The organism is Porphyrobacter sp. HT-58-2 (genome assembly GCF_002952215.1).
GTDB lineage: Bacteria > Pseudomonadota > Alphaproteobacteria > Sphingomonadales > Sphingomonadaceae > Erythrobacter.
Genome location: NZ_CP022600.1, coordinates 840,376 through 863,643, shown reverse-complemented (window position 1 = coordinate 863,643; position 23,268 = coordinate 840,376). Strand labels below are relative to the sequence as shown.

Sequence of the window (23,268 nt, the reverse complement as noted above, 5' to 3'; positions counted from 1 at the left end):
CCTCATGCCCCAAAGCAAAAGGGCGACCCGTCGCCGGGCCGCCCTTTCATGGTCTGGTGCTTTGCTACCGCGATCAGAAGCGGACGCGAACCCCGAAGCGGACGCCCCACAGCGAACCATTGATCTGGGTCGCTTCGTTGGGCGCGCGGAAGTTCGAGAACCGGTACTGCGCGCAAGGCTGGCCCGCATTCGCCGTTGCCGCACCGCCAACTGCCTGGAGGCACTGCACGTTCACCACCGGCGCGGTGTAGGGGAAGCCGACCTGACGGATCGTGCCCCAGTCCTTGTCGATCAGGTTGAGCACGTTCTCGACGTCGGCAAGCAGTTCGAGCTTGCCGCCGAACACGAACGGCACTTCCTGACGGACCGAGAGGTCGAGCTTGTGCACCCACGGCGTGCGGCCGATGTTCTTCGGCGCGATCTGGCCCTGGAAGGCGGCCAGCTCCGAGTTGTTCACGAAGTTCTGGAACGCCGCGAAGGTCGCCGCCGAATCATACACCACGCGCGGGTCAGCGGTCTGGCTGCTCACGTCCGGAACGAACAGCAGGCCACGCGCGCCGCGACCGTTCACACCGAAGACCGACGAACGGCCATTGGTGATGTCCTGGAAGGTAAAGCTGTAACGCTGACCCGAACGGACATTGTAGAACAGTTCAACGCGGGTGTTGTTGTCACCGAACAACTCGGCGTCATACCCGGCCACCAGGCGGAACTGGTGATCGCGCTGATAGTTGGCGATGCCCTGAGCCGCGAAGTTCGGATCGGTGAAGGCGGTGTTGGTGTAGTTCGAGAACGCCACCGACGAAGTGCCGGGGTTCTGATCGGTCACGTCCTGGAAGGTGTAGGAACCGTTCAGGAAGAAGCCCGAGCTCCAGCGCTTGTTGAAGCGTGCCACCAGGTTCCAGCTTTCGCCGAAGCCGGTGTTGGTCAGCAGCATGTCGGTGTTTTCGCCAGCCGCACCCGTCAGCACGTTGTAGCGCGGACGACCATCCGGCAGGGTGCCGGTCTGGACCGAACGCAGATCGGTCCACTCGAGCGCGTCATTGACCTTCGAATAGATCACGTCGACGCCGAGGTTCCAGCCATCGCCGAGCGGGCCAAGGTTGGCTTCATAATCGGCCGAGCCCGAGAAACGCCACTGTGAAGGCGGGTTGAAGTTCGGATCGAGCGCGTTGGTCGGCGAGCCGATGAAGCCAGCCTGACGCACAGCATCGACGAGCGACTGCGGAATGCCGGTGCCGCCAGTAACGTTGTTGAGCGTCTGCGCGGCAATCGCCTGCAGCTGATCATTGCTCAGACCCAGCACACCCTGTTCGGGCGAGGAGAACGTACCGTTGGCGTTGCGACGCAGACGGACGCGCTGCAGCGTCGGCCCGGGGTTCGAGAAGTTGTTCGAGATCCACACCAGCGGGTTGCCGCCGCCGAACAGACCGGCCGAACCGCGCAGCTGCAGGCGGTCGGTCGGCTTCCAGTTCACGCCGAAGCGCGGCTGGAACAGGTCGCGCCCGTTGAGGTTCGCGGTGTTGGCGAAGCCGAAGCGATCAAGGAAGAACTCGTTGAAGAACGGACGATCCGGCGTGTCGAACAGGTCGTAACGCATGCCCGCAACAACCGTCAGGTTGTCGGTGACGTCGATCGTGTCCATGATCCCGAAGGTCCAGCTGTTGTTCTGGAATTCGGCGGTCACGGTGTCGATGCCGCCACGCAGCGGAATCGCGATGTCGAGTTCGTTGGCGCGCTGGGCTTCGTAATCGGCGATGCTGTCGAACAGCCACGCACCCGACACGCGCTGGGCGAACAGGTTGCGCACGTCCTGACGACGACGCTCGGCGATGAACTTGACCGTGTGGTTGTTCAGCTTGAGGGTCGCCTGGAATTCGATAGCCAGCGACTGGCTGTCGAGCTCGTTCGCCTGACGGCTGATGTCCGGGCCGAACTGAAGGCGTTCCTGACCGGGCGAGCAGACCGCCGGGGCCGAACCGTTCTGCGGCGCACCAGCCGGCGGCGGAGCCGGGTTCACCGGATCGAGGCAGACCAGGAACTGACCGAAGTCACGGTTGCCGCCCACCGGCACCTGCAGACGCACGTAGTCGGCATAGGACACGCGCAGCTGGGTCGAGAAGCTGTCCGACCACTGGTTGTTCGACTGGATGATCCCGAAGTGGTTCTTCGCGCCCTGCGTGTAGTTGTTCGACAGCAGGTTGAAGGTCGGGTTGCCGTTGCCGATGGCATTGAGCGCACCAACGCCGGTCTGGCCGGCGAGCAGCGCACTTTCGTTCCAGATATAGGTCGCCGACAGACGGTGACCGTCAGCAACGTTCCAGTCCAGCTTGGTCACCAGCTTGTCGTCGCTTTCGACGATGTCGTTGGCCACGCCCAGCGTGTCGAAGTTGTAGGTGTTGCGCGCGGTGTCGCTGATCAGTTGGATGTCCTGCGGGGTGATGCCCAGCTGCGCAGGATCGATATCGGCCGGAACCGTGTCACGGGTGCGCTCGTAGGTGACCGCGAAGAACAGCTTGTCCTTGATGATCGGGCCGGTGACCTGCGCCACATAGACCTGCGAATCGAACGCGCCGACGCGGGTCAGATTGCGGGCGCGGGTGCCGCGCAGATCGTCGTTCTGGTAATAGGCGCTGCCCAGGAAGGTGAAATTGTTGCCACCCGAACGCAGCTGGGTGTTGATCGCACCGCCCTGGAAGAAGCCCTGCTGGATGTCGACCGGCGCGGTTTCGACCGAGAATTCGCCGATGGCATCAAGCGGCACCGGGCCGCGCGACGACACGAGACCGCCGGATTCGAGGCCGAAGGGATCGCCGAACGCCACACCGTCCACGGTGAAGCGGTTGAAGCGGTTGTTCTGTCCGGCGATGCTGATCGCGCCATTGTTGGTGGCGTCGAGCGTCACCAGCGGATCGCGCGCGGCAAGGTTGCGGATGTCGCGGTTGATGTTGGCAACGCCTTCGATGTCGCGGGCGGTCAGCACGGTGGCTGCACCCGTGGCGAGCTTGATCGACGAGGTCTGACGCGCGCCCGACACGATGATGGTCTGGCCCATGTCGGCCAGCGCCACGCTGACACGCTGTGCCTGACCTGCGGCGAGGAAGCCGATTTCCTGCTCAGCGGTTTCAAAGCCTTCAGCCGTCACGGTGATCGTGAAGGGGCCACCGAGACGCAGGCCGGGAGCGTTGAAGCCACCGTTTGCATCGGTCGTCTGCGTCGAACGCGTGCCCGACGGCACGTGGAGCACGACGACGGTGGCGCCGGCAATCGGGTTGCCGCTCTGGTCAACAACGTCGCCGCGGACGGTCGAGGTGGTTTCCTGCGCGAAGGCCGGCGTGGCGATGGTGGTGGTCGCAGCAAGGCTGACGACGCTCGCTGCAAGGAGATACTTAAGCTTCATGGACTGAGCCCCTGTTTGCGGTGGAGAGAGACACACTGAATTGACGTGATAAGGCCTGCCCTAGGCCCGAACGCTTGCGGCAAAGCGACTGTTCTGTGACAGTTTGATGAAATGCCCTGCCGCGACGCGGCGATTCCTTAATGCGAGTCCGCACAAACGCCAGAAAAGTGTCGGATTTGCGCGAGTTCCTCTCGCGGGTGTTGCATCGCAGCAACGCCCGCGGGGATTTTTCCGAAACAGATCAATGGGGTCGAAAAGCCGCCCGTCAGGCGAGATTGATCTCGCGCAGGCGCTGCATCAGGAAATCATGCGCGCTGATCGGGGGCAGCGGGGGATTCGCGGCGCCTTCCTCGACACATTCGGGCAGCGGTTCGATCATGAAATCGGGCCGGAAATGCAGGAAGAACGGCATCGAATACCGCGACCGCTTGGCTGCATCCCCGCGCGGGTTGACCACACGGTGCGTGGTCGAACGCAGGCGGCCGTTGGTCTGGCGTTCGAGCATGTCGCCGACATTGATCACCAGCGCGCCCTTCACCGCCGGGATCGGCAGCCATTCGCCCTGCTTCGTCAGCAGTTCGAGCCCCGCCTCCTCGGCCCCGAGCAGCAGCGTGATGGTGTTGATATCGCCATGCGCGGCGGCGCGGATCGCACCTTCGGGCGCATCGTCGCCGAGCGGGGGATAATGCAGCAGGCGCATCACCGAATTGCCGTCCTCGACGCTGGCCGCGAAGAAATCGCGCGGGCGGCCAAGGTGCAGCGCGATGGCTTCGAGCACGCGGCCGCCAGCAACCTCGAACGCCGAAAACAGCGCGCTCATGGTCTTGCGGAAACCTTCGACTTCGGTCGGCCAGACATTGGGCGCCATGAATTCGGCCAGCGGGTGGCCTGCGGGCAGATCGCGCCCGACGTGCCAGAATTCCTTGAGGTCGAACACCTCGGCATCCTTGGCCTTTTCGGTCCCGAACGGGGTGTAGCCGCGCGCGCCGCCGCCGCCTTCGATTTTGTAGGCGCGCTTCACCGCGTCGGGCAGCGCGAAGAAGGCCTTCGAGACCGCCTCGGCCTCGTCGATCAGCTCTTGCGGGATGCCGTGATCGCGCACCACGGCAAAGCCATATTCGGCAAAGCTGCGGCCCAGTTCATCGGCGATGGTTTCGAGCGGCTGAGCGAGCGAGACGGAGGCAATGTTCATCATGACACGCGCCTTACACCCGCCCGAACGGGCCTGCCAAGCAGATTACAAAGGCAGGAACAGGCTGGCGAGCGCCGCGCTCATGAGGTTGGCGAGGCTCCCGGCGGCGAGCGCCTTCAGCCCCAGACGCGCGATCACCGGGCGCTGGTTCGGGGCAAGCCCGCCCGTCACCGCCATCTGGATCGCGATAGAGGAAAAATTGGCAAAGCCGCACAGCGCGAAGGTGACGATTGCCCGGCTGCGCTCGGTCAGCTGGCCATCGGTCATTGCGCCCAGATCGATAAAGGCGACGAATTCGTTGAGCACGATCTTGGTGCCGAACAAACCGCCCGCAATCTGCGCCTGATCCCAGTCGGAAATACCGATCAGGAACATCACCGGCGCGAACACATAGCCAAGCAGTTGCTGGAAGCTGATCCCTTCGAGCCAGGCCGCGGTCTCGGCGCTGAGCGGGGAACCCATGCCATCGGCAAGGCCCACGATCCCGCTGCCGATCCCGGCCAGCATCCCGTTCGCCAGCGCCACCAGCGCCACGAACACCATCACCATCGCGCCGACCGCCACGGCCAGCTTGACACCGGTCTGGGTACCCTGGGCGGCGGCTTCGATGATATTGGCGGGGCGCTGACCTTCCTCGAAGGTTTCGGCCGCGCTCACTTCGTCAGCCTTGGCGCCGCCTTCGAGGATCGAGGCCGGGCCGACTGCGCTGATGCGCGCCTGCGGGAGTTCGACCTCCTGCCCGTTCTCGTCGTACATGACCACGCGGGTCGCTTCGGTGAGGGCATTGGTCTTGCCCCGCGCCCGCGCCACGGCAGCGGCAGCGATCCCATCGTCACGGCCGGCTGCGGCCAGCGCATCGTCAGGCATCATGATCTTGGCCATCAGGATCCCGCCGGGCGCCGACATGAAGGCAGCGGCCAGCAGGAACGGCACCGCTTCCTCGCCAATGAAGCTGGCATAGGCGGCCAGAATCGTACCGGCGACACCCGCCATCCCGACGCTCATCAGAGTGAACAGACCCGACGGGCTGAGCGCGGCCAGATAGGGCCGCACCACCAGCGGGCTTTCCGACTGGCCGACGAAGATGTTCGCCGCAGCGCCCAGCGCTTCGACCCTGCTGATCCCCGTGATCCAGCCAATCGCCCCGCCCACCCAGCGCACCAGCCGCTGCATGATGCCGAGGTGATAGAGGATCGAGACGATCGCGGCGAAGAACACGATCACCGGCAGCGCGGCAATCACGAAGGTGTTGGCGAAGGGATTGCTCTCCATCGGGCCGAACACCGAAGTGATCCCGACCTTGGAGAAATCGAGCAGCGCGATCACGCCCTGTGACAGCCCGCCGATCACGGCCACACCCGCATCGGTGCGCAAAACGATCAGCGCAGTCAGCGCCTGCAAGGCAAAGGCCGAGCCGACAACGCGCAGGTTGATCCGACGCCGCGCGGACGACAGCGCGAAGGCAATGGCCAGAATGGCGAGCACCCCGGCAAGGCTTGGCAGGGTGGACGTGAGACTTTCGTTCACGGCAGCAGATGCCCTTCATTTGCGTGAAAGCGTTATGACCCCTGTCGCTCTCACCGGCACACGGCCCGGCACGCGACGCCTTGGCGTGGCAGTTTGCGGAAGGGGTTGCAAGCACCATGCACCCCGACAGCGCGCAAGCCTGCGCAAAAGTGCCGGTAAAAGCGTTGGTGACAGGGCCTGCCGGCGCGCTTTTCATTTGCGTAGCGGCTGGCTAGCAATCGGGCGATGACCGACACCGCGCCCGCAGCTGCCGCCCCGCCGCCCAATATGCCGCTGGGCCTGTTCGTATTCACGCTGCTTTATGGCGGAATGACGGTTCTGGCGGGCGTTCTCGCCTTCAAGCAGGTGCAATTGTGGCCAACTGATCTGGCGGTCGAAAGCGGGATCTTCGCCTTCCTGCTGCTGGTGGTGATCTCCAGCACACTATCGCAACTTTATGGGCGGCAATTCGCCCAGCGGATCGTGTGGTGGGGGTTCCTGCCGCTGCTGATCGCCTCGCTGCTGATGCTGCTGGTGCTGAAGCTCCCCGCCTCGACCGAGATGCTGGCGGGCCGCGCCGATGATCTGGCCGCCTTCGAGCGGGTGCATTCGACGGTTTGGCGGGTTTGGGCCGCGGGGCCGGCCGCCTACATCACCTCGCTGCTGCTCAATATCTGGATCTTCGACCGCCTGAAGGGCAGCGGCGAGGAAACCACCATTGGCCTGATGGTGCGCGGCGCGATTGCCTCGGCGCTGTCCCAAGCGGTCGATTCGGTGATCTTCATCACGCTCGCCTTCTATGGCCTGTTCCCGATCATGAACCTGATGATCGGTCAGGTGCTGGCCAAGGTGGTGCTGAGCATCGTGCTGGTGCCGTTCCTGATCACCGGCGGCGTGCGCGCGGCGCGGTGGCTGGACGGGCGCGGGACGCCTTCGGGGCTTTGACCCTCGCCTGATCGGGTGTATCCTCGCCGGGTTGTATGGGAGGTAACATCATGAAAATCGCGATCATTGCGACAATCGCGGCCACTGCTGCACTGGCAGCCTGCGCGCCGGTGGGTGGGCCGGGGATGAGCGCCTATTACGATTGCGGTGGCGGAACCCGGCTGAAGGTCGACAACCTCTCGGGCGACCGCATCATGGTGCAGATGAACGACAACAAGCCCGTTACCCTCCCCGCCGACAAGGCCGCCTCGGGCGCGAAATACATGAGCGCGACGCACCAGTTCTGGAGCAAGGGCGACGAGGCGACCTGGACGGTCGGGCGGATGATGCCGATGACCTGCAAGAAGGTGGCCGTCCCGCGCTGAACGCAAAAATGGTGAGCCCGACAGGATTCGAACCTGTGACCCGCTGATTAAAAGTTCGCTGTGATCTGTTTTAATTCAGATACTTAGAATGATGTTTACACCATCTGTTTATAGCTTTTGCCTGAAAAGTTCTTTTCGGCTAATAGGATGGAATGCCCCGAAAGTCGAAGAACGCCCTCGATGGTAAGATTATCACGATCAGCCGAGGCTTGGCCATCTACAAAGTGGGTGCCAGTCCGTTCTGGCAGGTCCGCATCCGTGATCCTCGCATCAAACGCTACATTGTCCGTTCGACCAAAGAGACGTCTCGAGTCCAAGCCCGAATTGCAGCAAGGGAAATGGCCTTCGAGCTGCTTGGAAGTGAGAAGCGGGTCGAAAGGGAATTCACGTTCCGCCATTACGCTTCACGCCTCATAGCCAAGGGGGAGCGCCTTGTTGCCCAAGGTGAGCGTAACGCAAACTACGTGCGAACGATCCGGCTATGCCTTAACAACCCAGAATGGGGCTTGGAAAAAGCATTTCATGTCCGTGATGTACGAGAGCTCAGAACCCGAGACTACCAAGAATTCATGGATGGATTGGCAACCAAACGGCCAGACCTATCGGCTTCAACTCGTAATATGCTGACGGCGACATTTCGGAATGTATTGAAAGTTGCCAGAGACGATGGCGTAATTGATACTATTCCCGCAACGCCACGTTCAAGGCAGAAAGACAATCCTCGCTCTTATTTCCCGTTCTATCCGCTTGTATCGAAAGACAAAGATGCATATCAGGCAGTCTTAAAGGCCGCACAGGAACTGGCCGAAAGCCGCACCTTGGTTCGAGGAGTCCCCATTACCGAGGAACTCTACGACCTGATCCTGTTCACGTCACATTCGTTTGTTCGGCCCATTATCTCCGAACTTTATGCGTTGCGGCATAGAGATGTGACGGTCGCCGAAGATCCACGGCGTCTGCTTCTGACCATCAGGAACGGAAAAACTGGCTACCGTGTGGCAAACACTATGCCGGCAGCCGTGTCGGTCTACGACAGAATCAGGCAAAGATATCCCGACGCCAGTCCGGATGATTATCTGTTTTATCCAGACTACGCCAACCGTGAAACCGCATCAAAAATCGTTCAGCGGCAGTTTCGTGAGGTCATGACTTATGCCGGGGTAAAGGACGATCCCGAGGCCAAGATCAAATATACGATCTACTCACTCCGCCATACCGCTATCTGTATGAGGATCATCCTGTCACACGGTCAGGTCAATATCTTCAACCTTGCCAAGAACGCCGGGACTTCCGTGGAGCAGATCGAACGGTTCTATGCCAAAAATCTGCCGCTCAGCCGAGAAATGGCCATCAACCTTCAGCAGTTTGGCGGATAGCAGAGCGCACTCCTGAAACAGTGGCACTCATAACGAGGGACGCCGACGACTGTCACATCAGCAATTAGATGTGATCGAAGAATTCAAGCTTTTTGCTACTGACCTGCCCCCCGCTGGCTCCCTCGATTTGATGTAGAGTCTGCCCTGATCGAAGGAGCAGATGAATGAGGAAGAGTCGTTTTACCGAGGAGCAGATCATCGGCATGATCAAGGAGCAGGAGGCTGGGCTGCCGACTGCCGAGGTTTGCCGGAAGCATGGATTGAGCCCTGCCACCTTCTACAAGCTGAAGGCCAAGTATGGCGGTTTGGAGGTATCGGAGGCGCGGCGTCTGCGACTGCTCGAGGAGGAGAACAGCAAGCTCAAGCGGCTGCTGGCCGAAAGTGTGTTGGACAATGCGATCCTCAAGGACCTCTTGGGAAAAGTCTGACGACGTCAGGCCAGCGACGGGACGTAGCGCTCGGCGTGATGCGAGATAGATTACCAGATCTCACAGCGCCGGGCCTGCGGGCTGGTTGGCGTCGACCCCAAGACGGTCAGGCGAGAACGTCCGCCTGACCATGCCGAGATCCGCGAGGAGATGCGCGAGATCGCCGCTCAGCGCCGTCGGTTTGGATACCGGCGTGTGGGCGTCATGCTCGAACGCAAGGGGCATGTGATGAACCACAAGAAGCTCTACAGACTCTATCGCGAAGAAGGCTTGTCGGTGCGGCGACGGCGCGGTCGCAAACGGGTACGCGGCAGTCGGACGCCGATGCCAGTGCCGCTGCGGCCGAACGATCGCTGGTCGATGGACTTTGTGGCAGACACCTTCGGCGCTTCCCGCAGGCTGCGTATCCTGGCCATCAACGATGACGCCTGCCGGGAGAACCTGTGCCTGCTGGGGGACACCAGCATCTCGGGCGCTCGGGTTGTCAACGCTGACTAAAATTTCCCCAGAAGTGCCGGGTTGAAATTCCCCAGTTTGTGTTTTCGGTGATCAGCCGTTCCAGTGATCGTGTGTGCGCTCCTTCGGTGGCCTTCCGCGTCTCTTTGGCGGTGGCGGCGGGGTGATGGCGGAGATCGCTCTGGTGTGCTCGGGCACGAGGTCGGAGTGGGCGCGCAAGCGGTAACTTGCGCCCTCGATCTGGATGACGATGGCATGGTGCAGCAGGCGATCCAGCAGGGCCGTTGCAACCACCGGATCCCCGAACACCTCACCCCATTCAGCAAAGCCGCGGTTGGATGTGAGGATCATCGCCCCCTTCTCGTAACGGGAGTTGACCAGCTGGAAGAAGAGGTTGGCACCGCCCGGCGTCACCGGGAGGTAGCCGATCTCGTCGACGATCAGAAGGGTGTTCCGGTTGAAGAACCGGAGCCGTTCAGGAAGCCGCCCATCGCGCTCGGCGCGCACCAGCATGTCGATCACCTCAGCCAGACTGGCGCGGTAAACCCGCTTGCCAGCCCGGACAGCCTCCGCGCCCAAAGCTGTCGCCAGATGGCTCTTGCCCGTGCCCGGCGGTCCCAGCAGATGGACCACCTCGCCGCGCTCGATGAAGTCGAGCTGCGCCAGTGCGAGGATGCGGCCGCGATCCAGCGAAGGCTGGAACGAGAAGTCGAAGCCTTCAAGGGTTTTCATGGGCATGAGCCGTGAGGTCTTGAGCCCGACAGTGAAGCGCCTGCTTTCCCGATTGCCATGCTCATGCGAGAGCAGGATATCGATGGCTTCAAGCGCGGTCATTTCGCCGCGCTCCAGACACCGCATGGTATGATCAAGCACCTCGAGCGCACGGGGCATTCTCAGTCCAACCAGGCTCGTGCGGATACGGTCGATGATCTCCGTCATGGCCGCACCTCGCTGCCAGCCAGTCGCCGTCCCACCGCCTCGTAGAAGCCCAGCGAGCGCCTCGTAATCTCAAGCCCTGCAGGCGGCGGCACTGTTGCCGCGCGGGGTTGAGCAAGCCGCCGATGGGACGGATCAACCCGGCGCTGATTGCGACCATCAAGAACCGGATGCACCGCGATCAGCTTGCGATCCTCGAAGATCCTGATCTCACGGGGATGATTCTGCACTTCCACGACCCGTTTGCGCGTGGCGTCGGGCACCGAGTACAGATTGCCGCCAACCGAGACCATGCCTTCATGGCTGACCCGCCGCTCGATCGTGAGCACCGCATTGTAAGGCGCTGCAGGCAAGGCCGTCAGTGCGGGTTGCTCCTCAGCAAAGTGCTCGCTCACGATCCGCCGGGTCGTGGCATGCAGCCGAACATTGGCGACCGTGTCCAGCCATTCGCGGAACTGCCGGTTCAGGTCATCAGCGTTGCGGAACGTGCGGCCAAGGAAGAAGTCCTGACGGATATAGCGGTAAGGCCGTTCGATCTTGCCCTTGGTTTTGGCCCGATAGGGCCGGCATGCACGCGGCAAAGCGCCGTAATGGTCCAGCAAGGCAACCAGCGACCGATTGTAGATCACGATACCCTCGGCATCCTCATCGATCACCGCGGTTTTCATGCGGTCGTAGAGCACCTCTGACGGGGCACCGCCCATCGCATCGAAGGCGTCGATGTGGCAGCGCATCACCGTCTGCAGATCCTGGGTCGGACAGAACCGGCCCCACAGCCAGCGGCTATGACCCAGCACCATCGAGAACAGCCAGAAGATCCGGGTCACACCCGGCTCATCGCTGAACGCCACCTTGAACTGGGCGAAGTCGACCTGGGCCTGCCGTCCCGCCGGTGTCTCGAAGCGCCGTTCGAACTGGACCACTCGCGGCGGGCGGCACTGGCGCAGGAAGTCCGTGACAGTCGTGTAGCCGCCCTTGAACCCCATCGCAGCGATTTCGCGGAACAAGCGCTTGCCAGACAACCCGGGATACAGCGCGACGCGATCGCGAAGGTACGGCTCATAGGGTTCCAGCTCACGCGGACGCGGTGGCCGGGGCTTGTAGACCGGCGCCTTCACGCCGCAGGCCAGGTGTTTGCGTACCGTCTTGCGGTCAAGGCCCGTCTGCCGCGCAATCGCGGACACCGACAGTCCCTGCCGCTTCAAGTCATGGATCATGACAATTTCCTCAAGTCTGATCACCAGCCACGCCTCCCGTCGATCCGGGAAGCATAGGGGTGATCCGTGTGGGTCGTTGCCAATTCGCTCCGGGGCTAGCCCCGGAGCGAATTGGCGCTCACCTCAAACTGGGGAATTTTCGTTCGGCACTTTTGGGGAGAATACATCCGGCATCGACACGGGTCGCACGTGAACTCGACACGCTGGTGCGGCTCTATGGCAAACCGGCTTGCATCGTCAGCGATAACGGGACGGAGTTTACGAGCCGGGCGATCCTGAAGTGGGCGAGCGAGAACCGGGTCGAGTGGCACTACATCGATCCGGGCAAGCCGCAGCAGAATGCGTTCATTGAATCGTTCAACGGGTCGCTGCGCGACGAGCTGCTCAATGAGGAGCTCTTCGACAGCCTCGCCGATGCCCGGCGCAAGCTGGCGGTCTGGCGCTACGATTACAACAACGTCAGGCCGCACTCATCCCTGGGGAACCGAACGGCGGCACAAGCGCGCCGGGCGTTCCTGCAAGATGGAAGCATCACACCCGGCGCGCTTGTGCCGGCGGGCGAGCACGAATATCAAAACGGCGGACTCTCGTTATGAACGCGGGACCAACGGGGGGCAGGTCACTACTAAGAAGCCGTCAATGTCGCTGTTCAGCGCCGTCAGCGGCTTGTTCGCAGCCTCGACGAGCTGGGAACACCACTATGATGGTCAAACGCCAAGAAGTGCATCACCTAGAAACTTGACATCACTTGAAATTTTTTGATGGTGGAGCTGTCCAAGGCACTTAGGAATATTCTATGACAGAGCTTTCAACCATCTTGGCCCAACTCGGGTATGGGGTAGCGTCAAATGCCATTTATGCATGGGTCCAGAAACTAAGTAATGGTTCAGCTAATACCAAAAAAGCCGCAGAAGATTTGCAAAACGAGCTAAGCCTTTTAGGGGTTGAAATAACGGCTCAAAATGTAATCGAGGCACTTGCAAAACACGGAATATTAAAAATAGATCAAACAAATATATTTTCGTCCGATAAGATCGTATTTGGGAGTAATGGAGGTTCTGCTAGTTTTGGCAATGATAGCTCCATGACGACCAGTGGCACCTCAATCAAAGCTGGAATTGGGGCTTCCATTGTTGCCACGGGGGATGCTCAAATTCGTCAAAATGCTGATGGAAGTATCACCTTTCACGTCGGAAAAGACTGATTCTGATGCATTGAATTTCAATCAGTACGGCAACAAGCTGCTGCGGGAAGAAGTTGCTTCCCATTGCGTTCCTGATCAATCCCATATTCTGGCAATGCCCAGTCCGGCCAAGAAGGCAGAAATGCGGAGCTGGAATCGGTGGCCTTCTAATTGCGCTCTGCCGACGATGGTTACATCAACAAGGAGATGTGACCATGGAATTCAAGTTTGTTGCCGCCAAGAAGCCGGAAGCCGTCAATGTCGCTGTTCAGCGTCGTCAGCGGCTTGTTCGCCGCCTCGATCAGCAGATCAGCCTCATTCAGAATGCCAAGGATGGCTTTTTGCCTCGTACTTCTTGGGTCTGGATGGATGGGGACGGCACATATTTCCTGCCGATCAAATACGGCCGAAACGCTATCGAACTGAAAAAGGGGATGTTTGCCATCCAGTGTGATACCATCGAACACGCTGCAGAGGCACTTTCCGTCCTCAGGTCCATGGTGCTGGAAGGTGATCTGGATGAGCAGCTTTCCAAAGCTTCGTCCGAAATCAGAACGAAGTTTGCCTCGAAAAAGTAGTTCAGGCTCTCAACGAGGTGGGGTGCTCTTTTCCCTACGAAGATGCACCTTACACCAAGTCCACAATCCGCTTCCTCGCTTCAGTTTCCCCCTCGATGTATCGCTGCGTGGTCTGAAGCGAGGAATGCCCTGCTAGATTTTGAACGTCCCGCAGTGATCCACCAACCGTGGAAATCTTCCGAGCCGCATTGGTGATAAAGGTACGGCGTCCGCTGTGGGACGAGCAGCCGACCAAACCCAAATCACGATACCAGCGCTGGAACAGGTTCACGACCGCCTGGGCTGATGTGCGTGGTGAACGTTCGGTAAACACGACATAAGTGTTTTTCCGAGCGTCTATCTTTGCCATTTCATAAGCATCGATCAGCAGCGCCCGAAGCTGCTTGTTAATCGGGATCATTCGACCAGACCGTCCCTTTGAGGCGCCATCAGTCAAGTGGATGCAGTCTCCCACCTTCCCATCAGCTCCTAAGACCATAGACCATCGCAGCGATGCGATCTCCTTTGCACGGAGACCAGCCTTGACCGAAAGAAGGACGATGACTTGATTGCGGGGACCGTTTCTCAGATTGCCGACATGATGAAGAAGGGCATCGACCTGTTTCGGATTTAGCACCTTGGCCTGTTTCCCGAGAGCCATTTTCGTGTCCTAACTAATTATGATTGCGTAGGATTTCACGATAATATCATCAGTGGGAATGGGCCACGGATCAGGTGCCGGAAAACGTTCAATGGACTCAATCGGTTATCCGAACCGATTATCTTTCATAGAAAATATAATCACTTGTCAGCGGACGATTATCACCGACGCCTTCTGTCGAACGAGATCGGATTTTGATGGGATCAGGTTCAGGTCCGATCCTTCGTAAACAGTGACCGATTGGATCGGGGCTGACTGAAGGGCTTTGATCAGTTCCTGTTTCGATTTCGGTTTCTGGACTTTGGACAGCATCACCAATCTCCCTGACCATCTGAAAAAATTGGATCGGGTAGATCGTACTCCTTGTCTCCCCAATGCTCCTGCACTGAATGGGTGGGTCGGTGACAGATATCCACCTGATCGGTGGAACCCCGGATCCCCAAAGATCCCTGAAATCGCTTATCGAAATCACCAAGCTCTTTACGGCGTTCTATCAGACGTCGGCCTTCTTCAAGGACGTAATTGGTCATCAGTTCAACGAGGACTGACGTCCTCGTTCTGCCACTGGCGTGGCAGATTGCATCAAAGCGTCTTCTTGTATCAATTGGTACGTTGAAGTTTGTTAATCGGATTGCTTCCATTGGCTTATTTCCTTTCGATTTATCATTCTGATTTCAAATAGGTATAGTTATGAATCAAGGCTCCGCTGCGGTCTGCGGGCCCTTTAGTGGATTGGGATGTAGGATTGGGATTGCGTGAAGGGGTCTATACCCAGCGACCGCACCACAGCACCGAATGTCAGTTCGGGTTGTGGCAGAGGTCCCAATCGAAGGCAGAAGCAAAGTCAGGCTTGTCCCTGAACTTCGTCATGTATGTCAGCCATCCATCGTCGCAGGGCTGAACATCAATCTGGCAATCAGACCAGTCAGCAGCAGACCACGCACGGGCCACCAAGGCGGGAAATGTCTCGACGAGATCGGTTCGAGGACAGTCGATCATTAAATGGCAATGAAGCCGCTTGGCACCTGATCCCTCGAAGGTAACAAGCGACCTAAGTCGCTTCCCATGCCTTTGTGCTGCGGAGCCATAAACCTGCTTGTTGAGCACGTTCAGGAAATGACGAACGTTCCTTGAGGCAATTTCAGGCGACAATGTGACCACTACGCCGCCATCAATCCACCTAACCTGCTTAAGCGTCAACGTCACAGCGAATGGGTGCTGCCATTGCTTAAGGCTTACCCACTGGCGGATCGCCGTCTGGATTCTGGCGGGTTGGATGTGTGGCATGGGATAATGAAACCTATATATTTGATATCTTTATCCCTTATTTATGCGGACATTCCGAAAAATATCTCGGACAAATCTAAGAATCATCCAATGTCCCTGATTCATTCTCCAATTCATCTAAGTTGAGATTGTGGATGCAAATCCACACATCAACATTTATCAATATTGGAGAATAACATGACTACCACAATCTCAATCTCTTTTGATTCCGAATCATTTATCGTTGGAAATGATGCCGAGTTCTTGTCAGCAGTTTGCTCATCAATTCCCGAAGGGACTGCGCCAGAACTTCTTGTTGCATTGGCTGCACACAACTCAACGCAAGTGCAATGCGCCCTCGCATCTAGGTCAGACCTTCCTTCGGCAGCTCTCGAAGCTTTGGCCAATGCTGGAAAGATGGCGGTCCGCCGTACACTGGTGCACTCCGAGCCCTTTAGAGCTTGGGCGACGACCGATCTTCTTATCGAATGGTGCCTAGCGGACGAAGAGTTCGCCGCACCCTTAGCACGTCAAATCATGGAGTTCGAAAATGCCGATACCGCAGAGCTGTTTGCGCTCTTGTCTGTTCACCCCGATCCCGACGTTCGGCGAGAATTAGCTCAGGCATGGCGTAAGCGATGTCCTGAGCCCACCTTGCACGGGTGACGCGGAGCGCCGAGTGTCCGCGCCCTGATTGTAGAGGGCGCTGGTGCTATGACGATGTCATGTGATGATGCTGGTATCAGCAGTGTGCGGCGCTTCGAGGTTTTCACCGGTGTCGGCAAGCGCCGGGACTGGCCGCCTGAGGTGAAGGCCTCGATCGTCGCGGAGAGCTATTCGGGCACGGAGAGTGTGAGCGCGGTGGCGCGCCGCCATGGCATGTCGGTATCCCAGCTCTTCACTTGGCGCCGCCTGCTGCGCAAGGAGATGGAGGAGCGCGGTATCGCGTTACCAGTCCGGCCTCGCGAGGCTCCGATGTTCGTGCCAGCGGTAGTCGAGGAGCAAGAGCCATCGCCGCCGACTGTAGCGAGCAAGCGGGCATCGCAACGCAGAAGCTCCAGAGCCAGCGCGATCGAGTTGGAGATCGGCGGCGCGCTTGTCAGGATCGGCAGCGCCGCTGATGCGGATACGATCACCGCGGTCATCACCGCCCTCCGGGCATCGCAATGATCGGTCCTGCACCCGGCGCGAAGGTGATGGTGGCAACGCGGCCCGTGGATTTCCGGAAGGGAGCGGACTCGCTCGTGGCGCTGGTGGCAGCAGAGTATGGCGGCAAGCCCTATTCCGGCGTGATCTATGTGTTCCGCGCCAAGCGCGCGGACCGGATCAAGCTCATTTGGTGGGATGGAACGGGCCTGTGCCTGATGGCCAAGAGACTGGAGCAAGGTGCGTTCAAGTGGCCCCGGATCCAGGAGGGCGTGATGCGGCTCACCGCTGCCCAACTGGGCGCTTTGCTCGAAGGTCTGGACTGGCGCCGCGTGCACGGCGGACGCCGTCCGATCGCGCCCCAGATTGCGGCTTGACGGGGTGCGCGCGGACTGATTCAACCTATTCATGCTGATGGAAGCGGACCTTCCCGATGACGTTGACGCGCTGCGCGCGCTCGTCCTCGAACAGGCCCACGAGCTGGATATTCTCAAGGTTTTTCGGGCTGAGAACGAGCGGCTGCAGGCGATCATCAATGCGCTGATGCGTCATCGTTTTGGCCGCAAGTCTGAACAGCTCGATGCGGACCAGTTCGAGCTGGCGCTCGAGGAAGTTGAGGCCGCACTCTCGCAGGCCGAGCTCGCCAGGAACAAGGCAAGCAAGGCTCCGAGCGAACGCCCGCGCAAGACCAACCGCGGGTCGCTGCCCGCCCATCTTGAGCGGATCGAGCAGATCGTCGATGTCGAGGAGAAGGCCTGTCCGTGCTGCGGCGGCGCGCTCCACCAGATCGGCGAGGATGTTGCCGAACGCCTCGATGTCGTCCCCACCACCTTCCGCGTGCTGGTCACGCGGCGTCCGCGCTATGGTTGCCGCTCCTGCGAGAACGCGGTTGTGCAGGCTCCGGCGCCGGCACGGATCGTCGAAGGTGGCATCCCCACCGAAGCACTGATCGCGCAGGTGCTGGTCTCCAAGTATGCCGATCACCTGCCTCTCTACCGGCAAGCGCAGATCTATGCGCGGCAGGGCATCCAGCTTGACCGCTCCACCCTTGCAGACTGGGTCGGCAGAGCGGCCTGGTATCTGCGTCCCTTACGCGATCACATCCTCGAGCGATTGCGACGATCCGAGCGGCTGTTCGCCGACGAGACCACCGCGCCCGTGCTCGAACCCGGGCGCAAGCGCACCAAGACCGGCCAGATCTGGGCCTATGCCTGCGATGACCGGCCTTGGGGCGGCAGCGACCTGCCGATGGTCGCCTATGTCTACGCAGCGGATCGCAAGACCGAGCGACCCGAAGCGCATCTGCACGGCTTTGCCGGTATCCTGCAGGTCGACGGCTATGGTGCCTATGCGGCGCTGGCCCGGCGTCACCAGCAGATCCGCCTCGCGTTCTGCTGGGCGCACGTGCGCCGCAAGTTCTACGAGCTTGCCGAGAGCTCGCCGGTGGCCGCCGACGTGCTGCGCCACGTTGCTTCCCTCTACGCCATTGAGGACGAGATCCGCGGCCTATCTGCTGACGAGCGTCGCCGCGTCCGTGATCAGCGCAGCCGGCCGATCGTCGACGACCTCTACAGGTTCCTTGAAGCACGCGGCCGGCAGGTCAGCGCCAAGGCGAAGCTCGGCGAAGCGATCAGCTACGCCCTCAAACGCTGGGATGGCCTGACGCGCTTCCTCGACGATGGTCGCATCGATCTCGACAACAACGCAGTCGAGCGCGCCATCCGCCCGCTGGCTCTCAACCGCAAGAACGCTCTGTTCGCCGGCTCCGACGAGGGCGGCGACAACTGGGCGGTGATCGCCACACTCATCGAGAACTGCAAACTCACCGGCATCAACCCGCACACATGGCTGACCGCGCACGCTCACCAGTCTCGCCAATGGTCACCCCGCATCGCACAAACTCACCGGCATCAACCCGCACACATGGCTGACCGCGACGCTCACCAGTCTCGCCAATGGTCACCCCGCATCGCGGATAGACGAGCTCCTGCCGCACGCCCACGTGGGCTGAAAACAGCGCTTACGGCATGGCAGCTCCCCAAGCCCCTCCGAAAGCAGCTCCTTAACGACAGCGACACGGGCGTCACTCGGACGGCATCAACCTGTTTTTGAGCAGTCAATCATTCATAACTTCGATTTCTTAGTGCAAATTTCGAATCTTAATGGAACATAACATATGTATACAAAAGTAAAATCCGGTGAAAAAGTTGACCTTATAGTATGTGAGATTTCAGACTCAGGTGATATCATCAATTCATATCGACAATCCGACGTCATTACCGACGATCTCTACTTCCATGTTTCTGAGATTGGGAGAGGGGAGATTGGCAGTCTATCCATGAAGATGGCTCGTTATTTTCTGAACTTCCATCAGTGGGGAATCTCCCGCCTTCATAAGCCGTGCATCGTGTTCTTGGATCTAGCACTCCGAAAGAATGAGCTGGAGATGGCACCGCATCTGCGATGCATTGATGATTCCGTCGAAATGACTAGGGAAAATCTTAAGTTGAGCCTCGAAACTTTAGATATCCATATTATGCGAACCGACAGAGGAATCATTAAAAATGATGCCGTAAAATTTATTCAATTCTGCGGTAAAATTGAGCCACTTCAGTCAAAATATTTTCATGATATATTTGACGGATTGTCGAGGTACGTCGACCTTTACATCAATGAAGAGATATACGTTGAAGGATTTTCGATTAAAGAAAATCTGATTTCGATTGATGTTGGCTCTTAACTAAGCTCAATTCATGAGGGAAATTTCCCTTTAGAAACAGCCTCGCAAACGTCTTGGGCTTTCTTAATAGACCGCCGCATTTGCCGAATTTGCTCTTCGGCAAAGCGGCGGCTTCCCTTTCGATCAACGTCAGCCTCTCTCATCAGAAAACTCGGCAGCCATTTTGCCCTTGGACGGTTCAGCAACCTATCCCTGACCGCCTGTAAGAAGTCCGAGTTGATGGTCGGCTTCCCCATCTCCAACCAGATGCAGTAAATCACATGAGCTTCGTGGAGCGGTCGCCCACGGAGCTCTTTTGCGTTTATCTCATAGGTGCCGAACCCCGCATGAAGCGACTTAGCTGCATCTGGATTCAGCCCCAGTTCCTGCAAACGTTCTCGTTGCTTCGCCTCAATCAGCCTTTTGACGTCAGGTAGCGTCTTCGTGACAGGCAGGTTCAGGGGGATCGAGAGGTTCAGGACGTTCGGAGCCCTCGAGACCTTGGTTGCCTCCTCGACCTGCGTAGCGCCAAACAGGTAGCCGTGATCCTTCCACCAAACACGAAAGTCCACGCCACGGGGATCGCCCCATGGCTCGTAGAAGGTGCGGACCTTGGCGAGGTTGTCCTGCAAGGCAGGGTCATCAAGGGCCAGTTTGTAGAACTCGAACCACAGGCGGATGTGCTGGCGGCGGGATTTGATCTGTGGCTGGGTCATTTGAATGGCTCAGATATCGACGATCGAAGCAGTCATTGGATCATAACGGCTTCGGGTGATGGAGCCATCTTCCAGACGCCTTACCACCTCCCGGATGGCCGGGAGTGGGACAAAGAACCACTCCCGTGGCTGGACAGGTTTGCCGAACCGATCAGGAATTGTGATCTCCGCACGAGCGGCTGCAAAAAAGCGATGGAGCATGTTTTCCAGCTTAGTGCTGTTGATGTTGAACAGCTCGTAGCTGGCAACGATCTCAACGGGTGCTAGCAGATATGTCGCATCATTCTCGGCGTTGGCAATCCGACGTTCGACCGACATTGAGGTCACACCGATCTTGTGCAGGACGTTTTTGTGCGGGGCAACGTTCGGATCGGTGGAGAGACTTCGAAGGACGTAGATGGTCCCGGTGCCTATATCGGTTTCCCCTGGCTCTCCGCCGAACAGCACTCCCGGCAACGGGTCAGTTATCCGTCTACCGTCACCATATCGATAGAGTTCCTTGGCCAAAGAGCGGCGAAGGTTGTTCAGCTCTGTACCGTTTGAGAAGATCGTTCTGATACGGGCATTTTCCTTGCCGTTCTTGATGAAGGTTTCCCCGACCTCGGCCACATAGGCAATTAGCCCCTTCAGGATAAAAAACTGCCCTTGGTCGATCTCTTTTTCGACCTTGAACTCCACCGATTTGCGGACACCGAGTTCCAACTCCCGTTGGACTTTTTCAAAGAGCGGCTTGAACTTATCAAAATCTCGGCACGGTTGCCGGCGAGCTACGAAATCAGCCTGATCTAATTCCTCTCGTGGCTTCACGTGACGGAGAGAAAAAATGCTGTCGTCGTCACCGTCATCATCGATGAGGTCCAGAATCTCATCAAGGCTCTTCGGGGTGGATGTTTCGTCCTCTCCGCCAACGGCCAACAAGCCATGCCGATCTATGCCCGCCAGCGCAGCCACTAGTGACGGATTGGCACGGATGGTTTGAAGGCGGCGGGATAACCCCTTTTCCTTGATATCAGCGCCGTCAGCCTCCGCTGGTTCACGGCCATGTGCATCGACGAACGTATTGATCTCATCAAAGCCAGCCTTGGTGCGGTCATCCACCGTCGTCCGGACTTTGATCGGGGTGTCATCGTGCAGGATGCCGAGCGGGTCCGGTCCATTCAGGATATCGTCAAGGGATGGCTTCGACATGTTACTGGGAAGCTTCCTGCTGCTGACGCTCACGCTTCTTGGCCACGAGCCATGCACGAGCCTCGGCCAGCACCCGCTCCACGGGATCGGCAGAGTTCAGGGACGGCTGCCGCTTGTGCTGTTCAACAAACCGTTGGAGTTTGGGAAACAGGTTGACCACATCCTCTTCGGTCAGGTTCACCTTCTTGCCGGCAATGGCCTCCTGAATCTGGGCCAACGTCTTGCTGTCGAGCGACTTGGACAGAACCTCATATGCCTGCTGGAAGGGGTTGATGCTGTCGATCAGGTCAATGTTCAGGTCCTGAACGTTGATGAACTTTTTGATCATTTCCAAAATGCCGACACGGCCACTCTTTCGGGCTTCGTCGTTGGCCTTTGCTACGATGCTCATCCGGGCAACCAACTGCTGACGGACCTCCTCCTGTTCATCCATCGAGAGGTCGGGATAACGGGATTCAATGATCCGTGGGATGAAAACCTTGTTGACCTCTTCGGGAGTCACGTTGGGATTGGCTGATGCCTGGGTGGCAATTACGGTGTCCTGACAAACGTTGGCTACAAGATCATTGATGTCCTCTTCCACGATCTGCCGGACACGTTCCGTTGATGGCTCCTTAAAGCCCTTGATGCCTATGTGGATTTCGCCGGTGTTGCTGTCGATCTCGATGTCAGCATCATCGCCGCCACCGGCGGGACCATCGGGGTCTTTCCTCGTGTAGAACTTGAATTTTGGGGCCATCACCTGCTCCATCAACAGGGAGGCCGAGATTGCCTTCAGCATATCGTTCACCGCTGAAATCACGGTGTCCTGCGTTGCATCAGGTTCAGCGATCAGATTGGTGAACTGGGCATGGACCTTGTTCGGGGCATCACGGGTGGCCCGGCCAATGATTTGGATGATTTCGGTAAGCGATGACCGATAGCCCACAGTCAGCGCATGTTCGCACCAAACCCAGTCAAAGCCCTCTTTTGCCATTCCCATGGCAATGATGATGTCGACGGCATCCCGATCTTCGAGTTTCCGCAGCGATGCCTGCACCCGCATCCGCTTTTCGGGATCATCTTCCACAAGGTCAGCGACCTTCAGCAAGCGGTCTCCCGACTGCACGAGGTAGAAGCCCGTGGCCGGATCAACACCTTTGTAATCACCGATGGCATCGAGGATGTGACCAACCTCGCTGTACTTGTCCTTGGTACTTTCCGCCGCTGCCGTGTGCGGAATGTGGATGATCGTTTTCTTGTTGCAATCGAGCACCTCAGAGATGCTGTCGAGGTACACACCCTTGTAGAAATGGTAGCCAATGCCGAGCGACTTGAGATGCTCGTAGCCATTCAGCTGTTCAAAATAGGTGTAGGTGACACGGGTAAACTTGGCCTCGTCCTCCGGTCGAAGGACCATCTCCGCATCCCCACGGAAATACGATCCGGTCATGGCTACGATATGAGCCTTGTCCCGTTCAACCAGCGCACGGACCACCTCACCAAGGCGGTTTTGCTCATGAGCGCTGGCATGATGGAATTCGTCAACGGCAAGGACGCAGCCATCGAACGGTTCCGGGCCAAGGTCATCGAAGGCAAAGCGCAGGGTGGCATGGGTGCATACGAGGATTTTGTCCGGCTGGGTCAGGAACGACTTGAAGGCCTGAACCTTGCCCTTCTCCACCGTCCGGGTTTCCGGTTCGTCGGTGCAGAGGTTCCAACGGGAGTCCACTACCCAGTCGGTGAAGAACCCACCGCTGGTGAGGTTCGTTGTGCGGAACGAGTTGCCGATAGACTTTTCGGGGACGGCCACGATGACCTTCCTGATCCCTTGGTTTTCGAGCTTGTCCAAGCCGACAAACATCAAGGCACGAGACTTACCGGAGGCGGGCGGGGCCTTCACCAACAGATATTGAGAGCCACGCTCCTTGAAGACACGGCGCTGCATGGCCCGCATGCCCATGGCATCCTGATGCTGACTTTCGCCGGTCTGCTCGTACGTGACATGCACCAATTCCTGCATGACGTGGCC

20 protein-coding genes and 3 pseudogenes are annotated in these 23,268 nt (G+C 58.8%); 12 read left to right on the top strand and 11 right to left on the bottom strand.

The window, feature by feature from the left end; all coding sequences use genetic code 11:
* Window positions 1–73 precede the first annotated feature (73 nt).
* From CHX26_RS04215 to CHX26_RS04205, 3 genes are all read right to left on the bottom strand, one after another.
* Window positions 74–3,400 carry a TonB-dependent receptor gene (locus CHX26_RS04215; RefSeq protein WP_104941295.1) on the bottom strand — a complete coding sequence of 1,109 codons (3,327 nt, stop codon included), beginning with the start codon at window positions 3,398–3,400 and terminating at the stop codon, window positions 74–76.
* Window positions 3,401–3,665: 265 nt separating this feature from the next.
* The gene (locus CHX26_RS04210) at window positions 3,666–4,595 is read right to left on the bottom strand and encodes an isopenicillin N synthase family dioxygenase (RefSeq protein WP_104941294.1); all 930 of its coding nucleotides are present in this window, start codon (window positions 4,593–4,595) and stop codon (window positions 3,666–3,668) included.
* A gap of 42 nt (window positions 4,596–4,637) precedes the next feature.
* Window positions 4,638–6,119: a NupC/NupG family nucleoside CNT transporter gene (locus CHX26_RS04205; protein WP_233997270.1), complete on the bottom strand. Its 1,482-nt coding sequence runs from the start codon at window positions 6,117–6,119 to the stop codon at window positions 4,638–4,640.
* A gap of 225 nt (window positions 6,120–6,344) precedes the next feature.
* Between CHX26_RS04205 and CHX26_RS04200 the strand changes: the two genes are divergently transcribed.
* The 4 genes and pseudogenes from CHX26_RS04200 to CHX26_RS16040 form a co-directional block, all read left to right on the top strand.
* Window positions 6,345–7,043 carry a queuosine precursor transporter gene (locus tag CHX26_RS04200; RefSeq protein ID WP_104941293.1) on the top strand — a complete coding sequence of 233 codons (699 nt, stop codon included), beginning with the start codon at window positions 6,345–6,347 and terminating at the stop codon, window positions 7,041–7,043.
* 50 nt (window positions 7,044–7,093) lie between these two features.
* Window positions 7,094–7,408 (top strand): MliC family protein, encoded by a 315-nt coding sequence (locus CHX26_RS04195; protein ID WP_172449688.1) that lies wholly within the window; start codon window positions 7,094–7,096, stop codon window positions 7,406–7,408.
* Window positions 7,409–7,617: 209 nt separating this feature from the next.
* Window positions 7,618–8,784 carry an integrase gene (locus tag CHX26_RS04190; RefSeq protein WP_146107647.1) on the top strand — a complete coding sequence of 389 codons (1,167 nt, stop codon included), beginning with the start codon at window positions 7,618–7,620 and terminating at the stop codon, window positions 8,782–8,784.
* A gap of 164 nt (window positions 8,785–8,948) precedes the next feature.
* A pseudogene (locus tag CHX26_RS16040) lies at window positions 8,949–9,695 on the top strand (transposase); the annotation flags it as partial.
* A 66-nt stretch (window positions 9,696–9,761) separates the two neighbouring features.
* Here CHX26_RS16040 and istB read toward each other — a convergent pair.
* Together istB and istA are read right to left on the bottom strand one after the other, a co-directional pair.
* A complete protein-coding gene (gene istB / locus CHX26_RS04180) occupies window positions 9,762–10,607 on the bottom strand; it encodes an IS21-like element helper ATPase IstB (protein WP_104941290.1) in 846 nt (281 codons plus the stop codon).
* Window positions 10,604–11,845 (bottom strand): IS21 family transposase, encoded by a 1,242-nt coding sequence (istA, locus tag CHX26_RS04175; protein ID WP_104941289.1) that lies wholly within the window; start codon window positions 11,843–11,845, stop codon window positions 10,604–10,606. Before istA ends, istB begins: the two co-directional genes overlap by 4 nt.
* A 146-nt stretch (window positions 11,846–11,991) precedes the next feature.
* Here istA and CHX26_RS04170 point away from each other — a divergent pair.
* The 3 genes and pseudogenes from CHX26_RS04170 to CHX26_RS04165 form a co-directional block, all read left to right on the top strand.
* Window positions 11,992–12,417, top strand: a pseudogene (locus tag CHX26_RS04170) (integrase core domain-containing protein); the annotation flags it as partial.
* Between the two features lie 200 nt (window positions 12,418–12,617).
* Window positions 12,618–13,025 (top strand): hypothetical protein, encoded by a 408-nt coding sequence (locus CHX26_RS15585; RefSeq protein ID WP_146107646.1) that lies wholly within the window; start codon window positions 12,618–12,620, stop codon window positions 13,023–13,025.
* Window positions 13,026–13,219: 194 nt separating this feature from the next.
* The gene (locus tag CHX26_RS04165; RefSeq protein ID WP_146107645.1) at window positions 13,220–13,582 is read left to right on the top strand and encodes a hypothetical protein; all 363 of its coding nucleotides are present in this window, start codon (window positions 13,220–13,222) and stop codon (window positions 13,580–13,582) included.
* A gap of 49 nt (window positions 13,583–13,631) precedes the next feature.
* Here CHX26_RS04165 and CHX26_RS04160 read toward each other — a convergent pair whose 3' ends face one another.
* From CHX26_RS04160 to CHX26_RS04155, 3 genes are all read right to left on the bottom strand, one after another.
* Window positions 13,632–14,222 (bottom strand): tyrosine-type recombinase/integrase, encoded by a 591-nt coding sequence (locus tag CHX26_RS04160; protein ID WP_104941287.1) that lies wholly within the window; start codon window positions 14,220–14,222, stop codon window positions 13,632–13,634.
* Between the two features lie 311 nt (window positions 14,223–14,533).
* Window positions 14,534–14,863 carry a hypothetical protein gene (locus tag CHX26_RS15580; protein WP_146107644.1) on the bottom strand — a complete coding sequence of 110 codons (330 nt, stop codon included), beginning with the start codon at window positions 14,861–14,863 and terminating at the stop codon, window positions 14,534–14,536.
* A gap of 157 nt (window positions 14,864–15,020) precedes the next feature.
* On the bottom strand, window positions 15,021–15,509 hold the full coding sequence (locus CHX26_RS04155) for a hypothetical protein (RefSeq protein WP_104941286.1): 489 nt from the start codon (window positions 15,507–15,509) through the stop codon (window positions 15,021–15,023).
* Window positions 15,510–15,686: 177 nt separating this feature from the next.
* Here CHX26_RS04155 and CHX26_RS15575 point away from each other — a divergent pair, with 177 nt between their 5' ends.
* From CHX26_RS15575 to CHX26_RS04135, 5 genes and pseudogenes are all read left to right on the top strand, one after another.
* Window positions 15,687–16,154: a hypothetical protein gene (locus CHX26_RS15575; RefSeq protein WP_146107643.1), complete on the top strand. Its 468-nt coding sequence runs from the start codon at window positions 15,687–15,689 to the stop codon at window positions 16,152–16,154.
* A 48-nt stretch (window positions 16,155–16,202) separates the two neighbouring features.
* Window positions 16,203–16,658 carry an IS66-like element accessory protein TnpA gene (gene tnpA, locus CHX26_RS04150; protein WP_104941285.1) on the top strand — a complete coding sequence of 152 codons (456 nt, stop codon included), beginning with the start codon at window positions 16,203–16,205 and terminating at the stop codon, window positions 16,656–16,658.
* Window positions 16,655–17,011, top strand: a complete 357-nt coding sequence (tnpB, locus tag CHX26_RS04145) for an IS66 family insertion sequence element accessory protein TnpB (RefSeq protein WP_104941284.1) — start codon at window positions 16,655–16,657, stop codon at window positions 17,009–17,011. The genes tnpA and tnpB overlap by 4 nt, the downstream gene beginning before the upstream one ends.
* Window positions 17,012–17,042: 31 nt before the next feature.
* Window positions 17,043–18,645: pseudogene (tnpC, locus tag CHX26_RS04140) on the top strand (IS66 family transposase).
* A gap of 165 nt (window positions 18,646–18,810) precedes the next feature.
* Window positions 18,811–19,374, top strand: coding sequence for a hypothetical protein (locus tag CHX26_RS04135; RefSeq protein ID WP_104941283.1), 564 nt, complete (start codon window positions 18,811–18,813; stop codon window positions 19,372–19,374).
* A gap of 11 nt (window positions 19,375–19,385) precedes the next feature.
* Here the strand turns inward: CHX26_RS04135 and CHX26_RS04130 are convergent, their stop codons facing one another.
* Genes CHX26_RS04130 through CHX26_RS04120 form a run of 3 tightly spaced genes read right to left on the bottom strand, consistent with a single transcriptional unit; the run spans window position 19,386 to window position 23,259 of the window.
* Entirely contained in the window at window positions 19,386–20,069 is a 684-nt protein-coding gene (locus CHX26_RS04130) for a hypothetical protein (protein WP_104941282.1), read from the bottom strand.
* A 9-nt stretch (window positions 20,070–20,078) separates the two neighbouring features.
* Window positions 20,079–21,257, bottom strand: a complete 1,179-nt coding sequence (locus CHX26_RS04125; protein ID WP_104941281.1) for a GIY-YIG nuclease family protein — start codon at window positions 21,255–21,257, stop codon at window positions 20,079–20,081.
* A gap of 1 nt (window position 21,258) precedes the next feature.
* Window positions 21,259–23,259: a DEAD/DEAH box helicase gene (locus CHX26_RS04120; protein ID WP_104941280.1), complete on the bottom strand. Its 2,001-nt coding sequence runs from the start codon at window positions 23,257–23,259 to the stop codon at window positions 21,259–21,261.
* Between the last annotated feature and the right edge of the window lie 9 nt (window positions 23,260–23,268).

Coding starts and splice junctions, on each gene's coding strand:
- CHX26_RS04195 (WP_172449688.1), top strand. CDS start 7,094: ATGAAAATCGCGATCATTGCGACAATCGCGGCCACTGCTGCACTGGCA.
- CHX26_RS04165 (WP_146107645.1), top strand. CDS start 13,220: ATGGAATTCAAGTTTGTTGCCGCCAAGAAGCCGGAAGCCGTCAATGTC.
- CHX26_RS04215 (WP_104941295.1), bottom strand. CDS start 3,400: ATGAAGCTTAAGTATCTCCTTGCAGCGAGCGTCGTCAGCCTTGCTGCG.
- CHX26_RS15575 (WP_146107643.1), top strand. CDS start 15,687: ATGACTACCACAATCTCAATCTCTTTTGATTCCGAATCATTTATCGTT.
- CHX26_RS15585 (WP_146107646.1), top strand. CDS start 12,618: ATGACAGAGCTTTCAACCATCTTGGCCCAACTCGGGTATGGGGTAGCG.
- CHX26_RS04210 (WP_104941294.1), bottom strand. CDS start 4,595: ATGATGAACATTGCCTCCGTCTCGCTCGCTCAGCCGCTCGAAACCATC.
- CHX26_RS04120 (WP_104941280.1), bottom strand. CDS start 23,259: ATGCAGGAATTGGTGCATGTCACGTACGAGCAGACCGGCGAAAGTCAG.
- tnpB (WP_104941284.1), top strand. CDS start 16,655: ATGATCGGTCCTGCACCCGGCGCGAAGGTGATGGTGGCAACGCGGCCC.
- CHX26_RS04155 (WP_104941286.1), bottom strand. CDS start 15,509: ATGCCACACATCCAACCCGCCAGAATCCAGACGGCGATCCGCCAGTGG.
- CHX26_RS04135 (WP_104941283.1), top strand. CDS start 18,811: ATGTATACAAAAGTAAAATCCGGTGAAAAAGTTGACCTTATAGTATGT.
- CHX26_RS04125 (WP_104941281.1), bottom strand. CDS start 21,257: ATGTCGAAGCCATCCCTTGACGATATCCTGAATGGACCGGACCCGCTC.
- CHX26_RS04200 (WP_104941293.1), top strand. CDS start 6,345: ATGACCGACACCGCGCCCGCAGCTGCCGCCCCGCCGCCCAATATGCCG.
- tnpA (WP_104941285.1), top strand. CDS start 16,203: ATGACGATGTCATGTGATGATGCTGGTATCAGCAGTGTGCGGCGCTTC.
- CHX26_RS15580 (WP_146107644.1), bottom strand. CDS start 14,863: ATGGAAGCAATCCGATTAACAAACTTCAACGTACCAATTGATACAAGA.
- istB (WP_104941290.1), bottom strand. CDS start 10,607: ATGACGGAGATCATCGACCGTATCCGCACGAGCCTGGTTGGACTGAGA.
- CHX26_RS04130 (WP_104941282.1), bottom strand. CDS start 20,069: ATGACCCAGCCACAGATCAAATCCCGCCGCCAGCACATCCGCCTGTGG.
- CHX26_RS04160 (WP_104941287.1), bottom strand. CDS start 14,222: ATGGCTCTCGGGAAACAGGCCAAGGTGCTAAATCCGAAACAGGTCGAT.